At 39.7% G+C, this 15,794-nt stretch carries 10 protein-coding genes; 3 read left to right on the top strand and 7 right to left on the bottom strand.

The features are described from left to right. Nucleotides 1-176: 176 nt before the first annotated feature. The 3 genes from polA to AVFI_RS00320 all read right to left on the bottom strand — a co-directional run bounded on the left by polA (nt 177) and on the right by AVFI_RS00320 (nt 4,347). Nucleotides 177-2,975: a DNA polymerase I gene (polA, locus tag AVFI_RS00330; protein ID WP_054776015.1), complete on the bottom strand. Its 2,799-nt coding sequence runs from the start codon at nt 2,973-2,975 to the stop codon at nt 177-179. Between the two features lie 474 nt (nt 2,976-3,449). After that, nucleotides 3,450-3,641, bottom strand: coding sequence for a hypothetical protein (locus AVFI_RS00325; RefSeq protein WP_054776014.1), 192 nt, complete (start codon nt 3,639-3,641; stop codon nt 3,450-3,452). Between the two features lie 34 nt (nt 3,642-3,675). After that, nucleotides 3,676-4,347: a 7-cyano-7-deazaguanine/7-aminomethyl-7-deazaguanine transporter gene (locus AVFI_RS00320; RefSeq protein ID WP_017018904.1), complete on the bottom strand. Its 672-nt coding sequence runs from the start codon at nt 4,345-4,347 to the stop codon at nt 3,676-3,678. Between the two features lie 342 nt (nt 4,348-4,689). On the opposite strand from AVFI_RS00320, the gene glpT reads away from it, so the two are divergent. Beyond that, nucleotides 4,690-6,054, top strand: coding sequence for a glycerol-3-phosphate transporter (gene glpT, locus AVFI_RS00315; RefSeq protein WP_005416914.1), 1,365 nt, complete (start codon nt 4,690-4,692; stop codon nt 6,052-6,054). 54 nt (nt 6,055-6,108) lie between these two features. Here the strand turns inward: glpT and AVFI_RS00310 are convergent, their stop codons facing one another. Further along, nucleotides 6,109-6,399 carry a DUF3630 family protein gene (locus AVFI_RS00310; protein ID WP_012532753.1) on the bottom strand — a complete coding sequence of 97 codons (291 nt, stop codon included), beginning with the start codon at nt 6,397-6,399 and terminating at the stop codon, nt 6,109-6,111. A gap of 3 nt (nt 6,400-6,402) precedes the next feature. Further along, on the bottom strand, nt 6,403-8,238 hold the full coding sequence (gene recQ, locus AVFI_RS00305; RefSeq protein WP_054776013.1) for an ATP-dependent DNA helicase RecQ: 1,836 nt from the start codon (nt 8,236-8,238) through the stop codon (nt 6,403-6,405). 227 nt (nt 8,239-8,465) lie between these two features. On the opposite strand from recQ, the gene rarD reads away from it, so the two are divergent. Further along, nucleotides 8,466-9,371, top strand: a complete 906-nt coding sequence (gene rarD / locus AVFI_RS00300) for an EamA family transporter RarD (protein WP_155673722.1) — start codon at nt 8,466-8,468, stop codon at nt 9,369-9,371. Between the two features lie 418 nt (nt 9,372-9,789). Here rarD and uvrD read toward each other — a convergent pair whose 3' ends face one another. Together uvrD and AVFI_RS00290 are read right to left on the bottom strand one after the other, a co-directional pair. Next, a complete protein-coding gene (uvrD, locus tag AVFI_RS00295; protein ID WP_188863326.1) occupies nt 9,790-11,991 on the bottom strand; it encodes a DNA helicase II in 2,202 nt (733 codons plus the stop codon). Between the two features lie 84 nt (nt 11,992-12,075). Beyond that, on the bottom strand, nt 12,076-14,601 hold the full coding sequence (locus AVFI_RS00290; protein WP_199414883.1) for a class I adenylate cyclase: 2,526 nt from the start codon (nt 14,599-14,601) through the stop codon (nt 12,076-12,078). Nucleotides 14,602-14,858: 257 nt separating this feature from the next. On the opposite strand from AVFI_RS00290, the gene hemC reads away from it, so the two are divergent. Then, nucleotides 14,859-15,794: a hydroxymethylbilane synthase gene (hemC, locus tag AVFI_RS00285; RefSeq protein ID WP_011260939.1), complete on the top strand. Its 936-nt coding sequence runs from the start codon at nt 14,859-14,861 to the stop codon at nt 15,792-15,794.

Genomic DNA, 15,794 nt, shown 5'->3' with positions numbered 1-15,794 from the left:
CAGTTTCGTATCAAAAAACACAACAAATACCTGACAAACTTCACTTTATTTTAGGTAAAAAAAAGCCAACGCGTGCGCTGGCTCATAGTTTTAATTTCAGTTGTAACTGAATTACAATTTAATCAGTAACGTAACTAAACGATAGATACATTTATTCAAATGGCTGTGACACAAGATTAGTGCGCTTCATCCCAGTTATTACCAAAACCGGCTTCAGCAACGAGTGGAACATCAAGTTGAACAGCTTGCTCCATTAGTTCTCTTACTTTAGTCGTCACTTCATCTAATGCATCTTCTTTTACTTCAAAAACCAATTCATCGTGTACTTGCATTAAAAGATTCACACGATCTTTTCCTTCAGTTTCAACCCATTCATCAACCAAGATCATCGCTTTCTTAATGATATCAGCAGCAGTACCTTGCATTGGGGCATTAATCGCAGCACGTTCTGCGGCTTTACGACGCATACCGTTTCGTGCATTGATTTCAGGTAAATGCAGGCGGCGGCCATATAATGTCTCAACATAACCTTGTTCCGTCGCTAATAAACGAGTCTCTTCCATGTACTGCATCACTCCTGGGTAACGCTCAAAATACACATTCATATAATCTTGTGCTTCACCACGAGGGATCCCAATTTGCTTAGCAAGACCAAACGCACTCATGCCATAGATTAAACCAAAGTTAATCGCCTTAGCACGACGACGATCTTCTGAAGTCACCTCTTCAATAGAAACGCCCTTCACTTCTGCTGCTGTCGCTGCGTGAATATCTTTACCAGCCGAAAAAGCCGCTAATAGCGCTTTATCTTGAGATAAATGAGCCATAATACGCAATTCAATTTGAGAGTAATCGACTGCTAGAATTTTCCAACCATGAGGGGCAACAAACGCTTGGCGAATACGGCGACCTTCTTCGTTACGAATTGGGATATTCTGTAAGTTTGGATCTGTCGATGATAAACGGCCTGTTGCTGTTACCGCTTGGTGATAAGAGGTATGTACACGACCTGTAGATGGGTTAATCATCTTAGGAAGTTTATCTGTATAGGTCGATTTTAGTTTCGCTAAGCCACGATACTCTAAAATCAATTTAGGCAATGGGTAATCAAGCGCCAACTCTTGCAGCACTTCTTCATTTGTCGATGCCGCTCCAGAAGGTGTCTTCTTAATTACTGGCAGTTCCATTTTCTCAAATAGAATGGTTTGAAGTTGTTTTGGTGAATTCATATTGAACTCTTCACCAGCAACTTCAAATGCTGCTTTTTCTAACTCATCTAAACGCTGACCGATTTCAAGTGATTGTGCTGAAAGCAACATATCATCAATATAAACGCCTTTTCTCTCCATACGAGAAAGGACAGATACCAATGGTAATTCAATATCTGTAAATACTGATTTTAGTTTTTCATCGGCTTCTAATTTCGCGTTCAATACATGATGCAGACGCAATGTGATATCCGCATCTTCAGCGGCATAAGGTGCAGCTTGCTCTAAAGCGATTTGGTTAAAGGTTAATTGCTTTTTACCTTTACCTGCAATTTCTTCAAATGAAATGGTGTTATGTTGAAGGTAGCGCAATGCCAAACTGTCCATATTGTGCTTACCAGCAACGCTGTTATACACATAAGACTCAAGCATAGTATCGAATTTAATGCCTTTCATTTCGATATCATAGCGCGCCAAAACACTCGCATCGTACTTTAAGTTTTGACCAACTTTTGCTTTATTGTCATCTTCTAAATACGGCTTTAACTGCTCAAGTACCCAATCACGATCCAATTGTTCTGGAGCATCAAGGTAATCATGTGCAACGGGAACATAAGCCGCTTCACCTTCTTCTACAGCAAATGATAAACCAATAAGATTAGCAACCATGTAATCTAAGCTATCGGTTTCAGTGTCAAAAGCAGCAACGTCAGCGTTATTAAGCTTTTCTAACCATGCGTTAAACGCATCTTTAGTTAAAATCGTTTCGTATTTTGAACGATCTACTTGAGCGGCAACAATTAGCTCTTCTTCTGCATCATCTTGCTTACTTGAAGTTGATACGCTATTAGACGATGTTTCATGTGAAACGATCTTACCGTCGCTTCCATCTAACATTTCAGTTAACCAACGCTTAAAGTTCATTTGACCAAACATTTGGATCAGTTCATCTACGTTTGGCTCTTGTTTAACAAACTCTTCTGGCGTTTTATCCAGTTCAACATCCAACTTAATCGTTGCTAATTCATAAGAAAGGTAAGCCCCTTCTTTGTTATCAATTAGCTTTTTAGCCATGGTTTTAGAACCACGGAAACCAAGAGGAGCTATATCATCAAGATGTTCATATAAAGCATCTAAACCACCAATGCCTTGCAATAATGCTTTAGCGGTTTTATCACCAACACCTGGAACACCAGGAATGTTATCCACCTTATCGCCCATTAATGCTAAGTAATCAATAATAAGCTCTGGACCAATACCAAACTTCTCAACCACACCTTCAGGATCCATGATCACATTAGTCATGGTATTAATCAGAGTGACATTTTCATCAACTAATTGTGCCATATCCTTATCACCAGTACTGATAAGAACTGGGATCCCAGCTTTTGATGCTTGAGAAGCTAACGTACCGATTACATCATCCGCTTCTACGCCTGGAATAGAAACTAAAGGCAAACCCATCGCTTTAATTAGCTTGTGTAGTGGCTCAATCTGACAACGCAGATCATCAGGCATTGGTGGACGATTTGCTTTGTACTCTGGGTACATATCGTTACGGAACGTTTTGCCCTTTGCATCGAAGATAACCGCAATACGATCAGTTTCAAATTGCTTTAACAGACTACGAAGCATGTTAATTACGCCATATACCGCACCTGTTGGTTGTCCATCACCATTAGTGAAGTTAGGTGCAGCATGATATGCGCGGAAAAGATAAGAAGAGCCGTCTACTAAAATAAACGGATTATCAGGAATTCTTGCCATAGTCTGTAATATCCAGAGGGTTGATGATCAGTGAATTTCATTCTATACCATGACTCAATAACAACAAAATACTGTCCTTCGTTGCTTTGCTCATTAATTCACATAAAAAAAGAGTTATTCAGACAACCTCCACTTCTGTGGATAACTCTGTTTGTAATTATTTTTTGCTTAATTAATAACTTATTTATCAATCAAGAAAAAAGAAATTAAAAACTAAAAAATCAAAAACTTAGATCAATAAAAACGATCCACAAAGAGATCCTTTCTTGATCATGCTTTGTGGACAATAATATTAAACACACCTTTTTATTGCTAAATTTTTCACCAAACCCGATCGGATTTTTTATAAAATTTCTTGCTGTCAGTTCAAAAAACGGACAAAAAAAAGCGGCGTCTTCTTAAATGAAGCGCCGCTCAGCAAAAAGAGAACAATGGTAATACGTTTGTACGTCCACCACTGCTCATGTAGCTGATTTACACTGGAAGCAATGTGAGCAATGTCGTGCCTTCTTGAAATAGTGCGGATAACTCCGTGTGCGTATTCCCTGAAGACAAGTTAATAATAACCATTCTCATTTGGAGTGCAATAGGTAAATGAGAAAAGATCTCAACTAATTTTAATATCCCTTTTATTTCAATAGTATAGGCAATAAAAAAGGCTAACATAATGTTAGCCTTTTCTTCTTTGGATCATTTTCGCTTACACCTGTGAAGGCTGCGTCGCTAATTGATGACCTTCAGAAGTTAACTTACGAGTTAGATAATTCAATAACACACCATACATTGGTACAAACAAGCCTAAACTGATCACCAGTTTGAAACCATAATCAACCAATGCAATTTCTGTCCAATGCTCTGCCATAAAGGCATCAGGGCTTTGGTAGAAAGCAATGCTAAAGAAAGCCAGTGTATCTAATGCGTTACCAAACAATGTTGAGCATGTTGGTGCTACCCACCACTGCTTTAATTGACGTAGACGATTAAATACATGTACATCTAATATTTGACCCAGTAAATAAGCCATAAAGCTTGCTACTGCAATACGTGCAACAAATAAATTAAACTCGCCAAGTTGAGAAAAACCTTGGTACTGACCTTCAAAAAATACCACCGATAAAAAATACGATACAGCTAATGCTGGCAACATAACAAAGAAGATAATACTTCTTGCCATTTTGGCACCAAAAATACGAACCGTTAAATCAGTAGCGAGAAAAATGAATGGAAAAGTAAACGCACCCCAAGTGGTATGAAACCCAAAAATAGTAAAGGGTAACTGAACCAAATAGTTGCTTGATGCGATAATTACAAGGTGGAATACAACAAGGAAAGATAAAGCGTTGCGCTGTTGCGCGGGCGTAAATGTACTCATATAAGTACCTTTTTGTCATTGGGGGCGAGGGAACCCAAATTAAACACAAAGCTAAAATCACCGTTTATTTACGTAATGACTCTAGCCAATTTTTAGGGCGGTGATTATACATTAACCGATTTTGATCACAAGATTTAAAAACTGCGAGGATCAACTGGCGTTAACCAAATCAGGGGATAGTCTAAGCGTACTCACAAACTTAAAAACATCTCTTCTTTATTTATACAAATCGACCATCTGACACAGTTTTCTAAACCAATCATTATAATAATAGCCAAAATTTCGAACGAACCTAAAAATAGGTTCGATAATGAAAATTAATAATAAAATAAGAGGTCGGCTATGTTTGGTGTTTTTAAACCTAAAGCACATATCGCACAACTCCCAACGGGAGAAATCAGTAGCACTTATAAGCGGTTACGATGGCAACTTTTTCTCGGTATTTTCTTTGGTTATGCTGGATACTATCTTGTTCGAAAAAACTTCAGTTTAGCTATGCCTTACCTTATCGAACAAGGATACAGTCGAGGCGATTTAGGGGTTGCTCTGGCTGCGGTATCTATCGCTTATGGTTTATCTAAATTCTTAATGGGAAGTGTTTCTGACCGTTCCAATCCTAGATATTTTCTCAGTGCTGGTTTGGTCATGTCTGCCCTCGTTATGTTTTGTTTTGGCTTTATGCCTTGGGCAACTGGCAGCATTACTGCCATGTTTATCTTATTGTTTTTAAATGGTTGGTTCCAAGGGATGGGATGGCCAGCCTGTGGTAGAACCATGGTGCACTGGTGGTCAAGAAAAGAGCGTGGTGAAATAGTTTCGGTATGGAACGTTGCACACAACGTCGGGGGTGGATTAATTGGCCCGCTATTCCTTCTTGGTTTATGGGCATTTAATGATGATTGGCGAACTGCGTTCTACGTCCCTGCTTTCTTTGCTCTTCTTGTTGCTTTTTTTGTTTGGTTAACAGTCAGAGATACACCTCAATCATGTGGTCTTCCGCCAATTGAAGAATTTAAAAACGACTACCCAGATGATTATGATTCGGCATATGAAACAGAAATGACGGCGAAAGAAATCTTCTTTAAATACGTTTTTTCAAATAAATTGTTGTGGTCAATTGCAATTGCTAACGCCTTTGTTTACTTGATCCGTTATGGCGTTTTAGATTGGGCACCAGTTTACTTAAAAGAAGCCAAAGAATTCACTGTTGATAAATCTTCTTGGGCGTATTTCCTATATGAGTGGGCTGGTATTCCTGGCACCCTGCTATGTGGTTGGATTTCTGATAAGTTGTTCAAAGGAAAACGAGCTCCTGCAGGGATTCTATTTATGGCGTTAGTAACTATTGCGGTATTGGTTTACTGGTTTAACCCAGCAGGAAACCCAACCGTTGATATGATCGCATTGGTTGCTATTGGTTTCTTAATCTATGGTCCGGTAATGCTCATTGGTTTATATGCGCTGGAATTAGCACCTAAAAAAGCGGCGGGTACAGCGGCAGGATTAACAGGATTATTTGGTTACCTTGGCGGAGCTGTTGCAGCGAACGCACTGCTTGGTTATACCGTTGACCACTTTGGTTGGGATGGTGGCTTTATGATCTTAGTTGCCTCTTGTGTCATCTCTATTGTTTGCTTAACTTACGCACTGATAGGTGAGCAAAAGCATCATAAAGAAAAAATTAAGAAAGAAAGCCACATGGCTTAATCCAAAAAAAACGGCTGTATATCTACAGCCGTTTTCTTTTAAAAATTAAGCCAATTAAAACAAACCGACAATAAAGTTCAGCTCATCAATCGCCTCTCCTGAAGATAAGCTTTCTAACCATACGGAGTTTGAATAGTGCTCTGCTCGGAGCAGTAAATGCGTTCCTTCAAAATCAATGAGCCATGAATGCAAGTCCGCATCCACTTGTTGCTCTATCACCTTTGCATCCATTGCTGAAACCAACTGTTTTCCCACGTCATTGAAGGTATCAAAATCGAATTCAGGAATGGCAAAAATAATGCGTCCAACTTCTTTATCAAACTCAATGATTGAAAATAAACTCATGACTTATCCTTGTCCTGTTAAGTGCATTTCAATTAAATCTAAAAATGGATCTGCGTATTTTTCAAGCTTCTTCTGCCCTACGCCATTTACCGCTAACATCTCTCCATAAGAGGTCGGTAAAATGTCAGCCATATCCATTAAGGTTGCATCACTGAATACCACATAAGGCGGTAAGTCATCTCGATCAGCGATGGATTTACGCAGCTTACGTAATTTAGCAAATAGTTGTTTATCGTAATTACGATTATTCAATTTCTCTGATTTTGCCGTTTTTGCTGCAATATCCAATCGCGGTACTGCTAGTTCTAACGGCTCTTGTCCTTTTAAAATCGGACGGGCTTCTTCCGTTAGCTGTAATGTAGAGTTGCGCGTAATATTCTGTACCAATAATCCTTTATGAATTAACTGACGAATAATACTTACCCAGTATTCATGGGTGTGTTCTTTGCCAATACCGTAGGTCGATAACTTATCATGCCCATGCTCACGAATACGAGCAATTTTAAGCCCACGTAGCACTTCCACTACATAGCCAACACCAAAACTTTGATTTACTCGATAAACACAAGAAAGTGCTTTTTGTGCCGCTTCTGTTCCATCAAATTGCTTTGGCGGATCTAAACACACATCACAGTTACCACAGGGCTTAGCACTGTATTCACCAAAATAGTTTAAAAGAACCTGACGACGACAAGTTTGTGCTTCAGCAAAGGCGGTCATAGCATTCAATTTATGACTTTCTACAAGCTTTTGAGGGCCTTCAGGCTTCTCTTCAACCAGTTTTCTTAACCAAACTATATCGGCAGGATCATAAAGCATGACCGCTTCAGCTGGCAGACCATCACGCCCTGCTCGACCTGTCTCTTGATAATAAGATTCGATGTTCTTGGGAATATCAAAGTGAGCAACAAAACGTACGTTGGATTTATTGATCCCCATACCAAAGGCAACCGTCGCAACGACGATTTGAATATCATCTCGTTGAAAGGCTTCTTGAACGTAATTACGCTCATCCAAATCTAAACCTGCGTGATAAGACGCCGCACGAATATGATTGTTGCAGAGCTTCTCTGTCAACATTTCAACTTTCTTACGACTACCGCAATAAATCACGCCACATTGATTTTTTTGCGTCGCAAGATAGCGAACAATCTGGCTTACGGGTTTGTGCTTTTCTAATACCGTATAACGAATATTTGGGCGATCAAAACTGCCTAAGTATTGATGCGGCTCAGGCAAAGAAAGACGATGTAGAATATCTTTACGAGTGGCTTCATCAGCAGTCGCGGTGAGAGCCATGATCGGAACACTAGGAAAACGCTGTTTAATCTGTCCTAATGATGCGTATTCAGGACGGAAATCGTGACCCCACTGCGAAATACAATGCGCTTCATCAACAGCGATCATACACAAGTTTAGGGATTCTAAACGATCCATAAAGTCACGCATCATCACGCGCTCAGGCGACACATAAAGCATTTTCACCTGACCAGCATTCACTCGATTCCAAATCGCTATTTGCTCTTCACGTTCAATGGTTGAGTTTAAGCACTCGGCTTTTACCCCATTCGCTTTAAGTTGATCAACTTGGTCTTTCATTAAGGATATTAACGGTGAAATCACCAGTGTTAGCCCTTCAAAAACCAAAGCTGGGATCTGATAACAAAGCGACTTACCACCACCAGTAGGCATGATGACAAGGCTATCCTTACCTTCTAAGACAGCATTGATGACTTCTTCTTGTCCAACACGGAATTCTTGGTAGCCAAACACGTCTTTTAAAACCGTGTAACTTGGCGACACCTCTTCCATTGGTTGTTCTGCGATCATGCTGGACATAAAAAACTCATCAATAATATGGGAGGCTCATTCTACCCATGCTTATCGGTGAGTAAAAGAGCAATAGGAAAAAACACGGCATATTCGACACTGTATTATCTTCAATACACGATTAAAAAAGCATCTTTTTCTAACGTCATATATACTAGCGAAAATAACAATATCTTTAGAGTGTCACTCCAGACATTCTCTTTTTCTATTTTACTCGCACTGTTAAGAACTCACACATGCCAACAACGACTCTCGAACAACAACGCACTCGTCAGGGTGTCTTATTTGCTCTTGGTGCTTACACCATATGGGGTATTGCACCTATTTACTTTAAAACCATCAGTGAAGTCTCTCCTTTAGAGATTTTAAGTCATCGTGTTATTTGGTCTTTCTTCTTTTTGGCGGCATTACTCTCTTTTTCCAAAGGCTGGACAACGGTTATCAATACACTAAAAGATAAGAAAAAGATGACTTATCTAATTACAACCAGTGTATTAATTGGTGCTAATTGGCTGATATTTATCTGGGCAGTAAATGCCGGACATATGCTGGATGCAAGTTTAGGTTATTACATTAATCCATTGCTAAATGTTGTTCTCGGAATGATTTTTCTTGGGGAGCGCTTAAGACGACTTCAATGGATAGCCGTTCTATTTGCTAGTGCTGGTGTTCTGATCCAATTAATTACCTTTGGTTCAATTCCAGTTGTCGCCATTGCGCTTGCTTGTAGTTTTGGCTTTTATGGATTACTTCGTAAAAAAGTCGCAATGGATGCGCAAACTGGATTATTCATAGAAACCTTAGTGATGTTACCACTCACTCTCATTTATCTGTTGTTTATTGCCAACTCAGCTACATCAGATTTAAGTGAAAATGCGCTAAATTTAAATCTGTTACTGGTCGCTGCAGGTATCATTACGACAGTCCCATTACTCTGTTTTACTGGAGCAGCGACTCGACTAAAACTGTCTACACTAGGTTTTTTCCAATACATAGGTCCAAGCTTAATGTTCTTGTTAGCGGTCGGATTATATGGTGAAGAATTTAGTGCTGATAAAGCAATTACTTTTGGTTTTATTTGGGCTGCTTTACTTATCTTTACCACAGATGCTTTCATGGCTAGAAACAAAAAGAATAAATAACACTAAAGAGCTAGGTATAATTTTGTAACATTAAAATGTATACCTAATTTTTATATTTAGACCTACGCCTACTTATTGCACTTTTTTATACTTAATTAGCAATATATCCGTGAAATTTATTTCTCAATATGTGACACTGGTTTAATAAAAAAAACATAAACTATTGATAACATTGTAAATAGGTTCAAGATATGGCTAGGTGTAAGAACTGTAAAGCGGAATTACCGCTATTACCATCTAAACGAAGTTTTGTTGAAAGATACATCACTCAACGTAATACAAAGAAATTTAAATGTCACAATTGTAATGAATTACAATTTTTAAGTCCTTTTACGATGAATTCAGATGTGGCTAAATAATAGATAAAAAAAGAGAGCATATGTGCTCTCTTTTTTTATTTTATTAATTAAAAGCCAACCTAGATTGATTCTAGCTTAGCGTACTGAGTAACCAACCATTTGATCCCTTCACCATTAAACGCAACTTGTACACGACCTTGTGGCCCTGCACCTTCAAAGTTAATAATAGTTCCTTCACCAAACTTTGGATGTTTCACTCGCTGACCTAACGCATAACCCGTTTCATTGAAGTTATTATTCACCGCTTTTTGACCAAAACGGCTGTCTGAAGACGCACTTTGACCATAACTGCCATATGATCCTGCGCGACTGACTTTCGCCTTCATACGTACTTCTTCTACGCATTCAGTTGGGATCTCTTTAATAAAGCGCGATGGTTTATGGTATTTATCTTGGCCATACAAACGACGCATCTCTGCATAAGTGATGTACAGTTTTTCCATCGCACGAGTCATACCAACATAACAAAGACGACGTTCTTCTTCTAAACGTCCGGCTTCTTCTGCTGACATTTGGCTCGGGAACATGCCTTCTTCAACACCCACCATAAACACAAGTGGGAACTCTAGTCCTTTAGCACTATGCAATGTCATTAATTGAACGGCATCTTCAAACTCATCAGCCTGACCCTCACCCGCTTCCAATGCAGCATGAGTTAAGAAAGCCGTCAGATCGGTCATCTCTTCTGCTTCTTCAGGTTTTTCAAACTGTCGAGTTGCTGTTACCAGCTCTTCCAAGTTTTCAATACGTGCTTTTGATTTTTCGCCTTTCTCTTGTTCATACATAGCAAACAAACCAGAACTTTTGATCACTTGGTCTGTTTGTTCATGTAGACGACAATCACGAGTATCATCTTCTAATGCGTTAATTAATTCGATAAAACGACTTAATGCGCCTGCTGCACGTCCTGGTAATACTTGTTCTTCAATTAAGGCAATACTTGCCTGCCACATGGTTGCTCCACGCTCACGAGCAGCAAAACGCACAGTCTCTAACGTTTTATCACCTAAACCACGAGTCGGTGTATTAACAACACGCTCAAACGCAGCATCATCATTACGGTTATTCATTAAACGTAAGTAAGACAAGGCATCTTTGATCTCTTGTCGTTCGAAGAATCGCATACCACCATAAATTCGGTACGGTAGGCCAGCTTGAATTAACGCTTCTTCAAGTACACGAGATTGGGCGTTATTACGATATAAAAATGCGGAGTCTTCAAGTGCCCCACCATTATCACGCCACTCTTTAATCTTACCGACAGCAAAACGTGCTTCATCTAATTCGTTATACGCCGAATAAATGGATATTAAGTCGCCTTCCACACCTTCAGTCCATAACTTCTTGCCCATACGCTCAGTGTTGTTACTGATCAATTCGTTGGCTGCATTTAGAATATTGGCAGTTGAACGGTAGTTTTGTTCTAGACGAATGGTTTTTGCACCAACAAATTCATCTAAGAATTTTTGAATATTTTCAATCTGAGCACCACGCCAACCATAGATGGATTGGTCATCATCACCTACGATCATCACATCACAATCTGACCCAGCCATCATGCGTAGCCAAGCGTATTGGATGTTGTTGGTATCTTGGAATTCGTCCACCAAAATATGCTTAAAACGCGCTTGGTAGTGCTCTCTGATATGTTTGTGATCACGAAGCAATTCATGTGCACGCAGTAAGATTTCAGCAAAATCCACTAAACCTGCACGATCACAAGCCTCTTGGTAAGCACTGTAAACTTTCAACCATGTTTGAGTAATTGGATCGTTGAAAGAATTAATTTGGTGAGGACGTAAACCTTCGTCTTTTTTACCATTAATAAACCAAGCAGCTTGACGAGCGGGCCAGTTTTTATCATCTAAATTCTGCGCTTTGATCAGTCGTTTTAATAAACGTTGTTGATCATCAGAATCAATAATTTGGAAACCTTCTGGTAATTTTGCATCAAGATAATGAGCACGAAGAATACGATGACAAATACCGTGGAAAGTACCGTTCCACATACCACCAGCACTACCATGCATTAGCTCTTCAATACGACCACGCATTTCAGCAGCCGCTTTATTGGTAAAGGTCACTGACATGATAGAGAAAGGAGACGCTTGCTCAATTTGCATTAACCATGCGATACGATGAACAAGTACTCGAGTTTTACCACTACCGGCACCCGCAAGTACAAGCATGTTTTCTAACGGAGCGGCTACGGCTTCGCGCTGTTTGTCATTAAGACCATCAAGAAGAAAAGAAACGTCCATCACATCACACTGGTTATTTATACATGTAGACGGAGTATATACTGAAATGAAGTGAGACCCAAATCTCGGGTCTCTTTTTGCTTTTTAGTTGGCTTGTTTTACTTTAACTTGCTGTTGACCACTACGATATGAGTGAATCGACGCCTCTTGTGTCTCACCATACATCACCTCATAAAACTGAGGTAAGTTAAAGTTCACTTTATCTGGATTAGACAAGTCTTCATTATTACGGCTTGAAGTGTAATAGTGATTAATGCTGTTCACCATATCATCTTTGCTGCCATAACATTGGTGATAGATTTCAATCTTATTTTCTTCATCTAAGACATAAATATTGAAACCATCGTCATCATTTTGCGAATCATCAAAGAAGAATTGAATCAAACCTTCACTTGCAAATGAGTCCACCGCATCAGGGATAACCACACCACTGTTATCACCCAAAGGTATGGTGGTTGAACCAATCGCCTTATTGGTAGAAATACTCGAATAAAACTGAACAGAATCTTCCAGTTTTTGGATCGATACACCACGACGCTCAAAGAACAATCCATACATGGTTGAACCAATTTTGATGCCTTTGAAACGACGACGTTTTTCGTTATTTTCAACAGGCTTTAGACGAAGCTCAATACACTCAGCCAGCAGTTGATAAATGTTATTACGAATAATGCCACGCATCTGTTTGCTGTAACAAAACACATCCACAGATTCTGGACGAGCAGCATCTTGGTGCATTTTGCACAATACGGTTTTTAACGCATCAAGAATGGCGGTTTCACCGCTAAAGTTTAGTGTTCTCACTTCATGCCATGAATTTCGATACACTAAATCAACGCTGCCAATTAGGTTGTTTTGCTCACTGCCACAACTAAAAATATCCGCATCAGCCTGATTCATACGCTCAGGTTTCAGTTTCAATCGCTCTGTTGGATCGTTTTCTAAATTAATAAAAATAGAAAGTTGGCGAACTTCACAAGGACTGCCTAATTCTTCTTTGGTTGGCTGCGGTAAGTACACAGAGAAAGTGTTTCTTAAATCGCTCACCATTTGGTAGAACTTATCGATATTCAAATCAGCATCACGAACCACGGCATCCAAACGTGTTGATTCAGTTAGTAGGCCATTAAAGAACGCCCATGCCACTAATTTACTTAAATATCGGTTATGCTCTAAAAATTTAGCGCCCATTAATTCTTTAGCAATTAATGGTTTTTTATAAACGTACCAGCCAGCTTTATTAATGCTGTCTTCTGGCACCTCAATAAAACTTAAATCCGCTTCGTGTAAATCTGGTGAGATCTGAGGATTAAGTAGCGTTACCTTACCTGGAAGTTCTTCAAATGCAGCATAAAGCTTACGAGCAAGAATACTGATATCTTCAGGGCTGATCGACGACGTTATGTCATTATTACGCGCAAAACGGATCAAGTTTCGGTAACTTTGCATCAAGGCTTCAAGCAGATCGTGGTGTGATTTCTTCACCTGTTCTACTTTCCAAGTACGACGAGAGTCTAACTCTGTAATGTATTCAGAGCTCCATCCCCATTGTGTCGTTAACTCACTTAACGCCTTACGACGCCATTCAACTGAGCCTTGACCTTGTCTTCTTGAAAGCTTCTCATGTGTTTTCAAATAGAAACTACGACGAACCAACTCTAAACGAGACATATCATTAGTTCGTTCAAGATAACGAGTCACTTTCTCAAGCATCAGGTAGTACGCATCCATCCCATAAAGATCGGGATCATCGGCAAAAAATCGGCGTTTACTATCAATGCTTAATAGTTGTGTATGCGGGTACTCCCAAGAATAAGCTTCCAATAAGATCGCTTTTAACACCGATTTAAACGGTGAATCGATACTTTTATATAGTTGCCATAAACTTGAGCCAAAATACTCTTCAGCAGGAATATGGTTAAGGCGACCAAAATCAATCCATTGGTCACGCTGAATAATCCCTTGCTCACACAACTGATCGACATAATCATCATAACTTTCTTCCATTTCTGGAGGGATGATTTGCCATAGTAATTGCTGTCCACCTAGACATACGGCAGTACGATAAAACTCATCAAGCAAAAGAAGATGTTGTGAAGAACCACAGTTATCACCTGTCATCTCTTCAGAATACGCATCTCTAAAACGATTCTGTTCCATTAAGAAGAAGTTAGCTTCAATATAAAACTGCAATGCCCACTCGGTGAGTGCATCACATTTTTGTTGTAGAAGTGCTTTTTTCTCGGCAGGAAGATTTTCAGGAATACAAACCCAAATATCGAGATCACTGGCAACGGTTTGGCCAATAGAAGAAGTACTACCCATTGAATACAAACCAAGAATATTACCTTGATTTGAAGTAGATAGAGGATAACGAAGCGTAAGTTGAGCCATCCACTCACGCTGCTTTTTATTTGCATGAAATTGTTTAATACCACTAGGTGCACCTTCAACAAAACCCGGAAGCTCCGAATGATTGAAATGCAATAGCAATGGCAATTGATGGAAGATCTCTTGCCCAAGTGGTTTCATTAGTGCTAAAGCTCGCTCTACACGTTGCTCCGTGAGGCGTTGCTGTCGAGCAATTAATGTTTCAATATAGGTTTGCAAATAGAAAGCCTAGCTAATCTTTGTCATCTAAGATGATGGTGAATATTGAACAGCATTCGTTCAATACCGACTATAAAACGTGATCAAGATAACACTTTTAACTTTAGACGTAAAGTTTAGCGCATCACTACAAAAAGTAATACCCTTACCTTTTGCGCTGATGTTTTTAACCCATAATCACACTGTTGTCATCCTGTATTTTCACCTCACCCTCAAGTAATGGTAGGATAAGGTAATTATTTTGATCGGATACTACTATGTCACAGCAATTACCTGTTCGTATCGCCACTCGTAAAAGCCCTTTGGCTCTATGGCAAGCCCACTTTGTTAAAGATGCACTGCAAGCCGCTCACCCTGGTTTGGAAGTTGAATTGGTTACTATGGTAACGAAAGGCGACATTATTCTTGATACGCCATTAGCAAAAGTTGGCGGAAAAGGCTTATTCGTTAAAGAACTTGAAGTTGCGATGCTAGAAGGCCGCGCAGACCTTGCTGTTCACTCAATGAAAGACGTGCCAGTTGAATTTCCTGAAGGTCTAGGTCTTGTTACGATTTGTGAGCGTGAAGACCCACGTGACGCATTTGTATCGAACACTTACAACAATATTGATGAGTTACCTCAAGGCGCCGTTGTTGGTACTTGTAGCCTACGTCGTCAATGCCAACTTAAAGAAGCTCGTCCTGATCTTATTATCAAAGAATTACGCGGTAATGTGGGAACTCGTCTACAAAAACTGGATGATGGTAACTACGATGCGATCATTCTTGCTTGTGCTGGTTTAATCCGTTTAGGTCTAGAAGACCGAATCAAAAGTGCAATCGAACCTGAGCAATCATTACCTGCTGTAGGTCAAGGAGCTGTTGGTATTGAAGCTCGCTTAGATGACGATCGTCTTCGTGCTTTACTTGAACCTCTAAATCACCCAGAAACAGCAAACCGAGTTCTGTGTGAGCGTGCAATGAATAATCGCTTAGAAGGTGGTTGCCAAGTGCCAATCGGTAGCTACTCACTCATTGATGGTGACCAAATTTGGTTACGTGCTCTTGTTGGTGAACCTGATGGCTCAGTGATGATCCGTGGTGAAGTGTCTGGACCGGTTTCTGACGCGGAAGCTTTAGGTACTCAACTTGCCGATCAACTTTTAAACGATGGCGCGAAAGAAATTTTAGAACGCCTATACGCAGAAGCGTAA

Source organism: Aliivibrio fischeri ATCC 7744 = JCM 18803 = DSM 507 (assembly GCF_023983475.1).
In the GTDB taxonomy this organism is placed as follows: Bacteria; Pseudomonadota; Gammaproteobacteria; order Enterobacterales; family Vibrionaceae; genus Aliivibrio; species Aliivibrio fischeri.
Note: the sequence above shows the minus strand (reverse complement) of the source record. Positions and strands in the feature narration are given on the sequence as shown.

Coding starts and splice junctions, on each gene's coding strand:
- polA (WP_054776015.1), bottom strand. CDS start 2,975: ATGGCAAGAATTCCTGATAATCCGTTTATTTTAGTAGACGGCTCTTCT.
- AVFI_RS00325 (WP_054776014.1), bottom strand. CDS start 3,641: ATGTTAGCCTTTTTTATTGCCTATACTATTGAAATAAAAGGGATATTA.
- AVFI_RS00320 (WP_017018904.1), bottom strand. CDS start 4,347: ATGAGTACATTTACGCCCGCGCAACAGCGCAACGCTTTATCTTTCCTT.
- glpT (WP_005416914.1), top strand. CDS start 4,690: ATGTTTGGTGTTTTTAAACCTAAAGCACATATCGCACAACTCCCAACG.
- AVFI_RS00310 (WP_012532753.1), bottom strand. CDS start 6,399: ATGAGTTTATTTTCAATCATTGAGTTTGATAAAGAAGTTGGACGCATT.
- recQ (WP_054776013.1), bottom strand. CDS start 8,238: ATGTCCAGCATGATCGCAGAACAACCAATGGAAGAGGTGTCGCCAAGT.
- rarD (WP_155673722.1), top strand. CDS start 8,466: ATGCCAACAACGACTCTCGAACAACAACGCACTCGTCAGGGTGTCTTA.
- uvrD (WP_188863326.1), bottom strand. CDS start 11,991: ATGGACGTTTCTTTTCTTCTTGATGGTCTTAATGACAAACAGCGCGAA.
- hemC (WP_011260939.1), top strand. CDS start 14,859: ATGTCACAGCAATTACCTGTTCGTATCGCCACTCGTAAAAGCCCTTTG.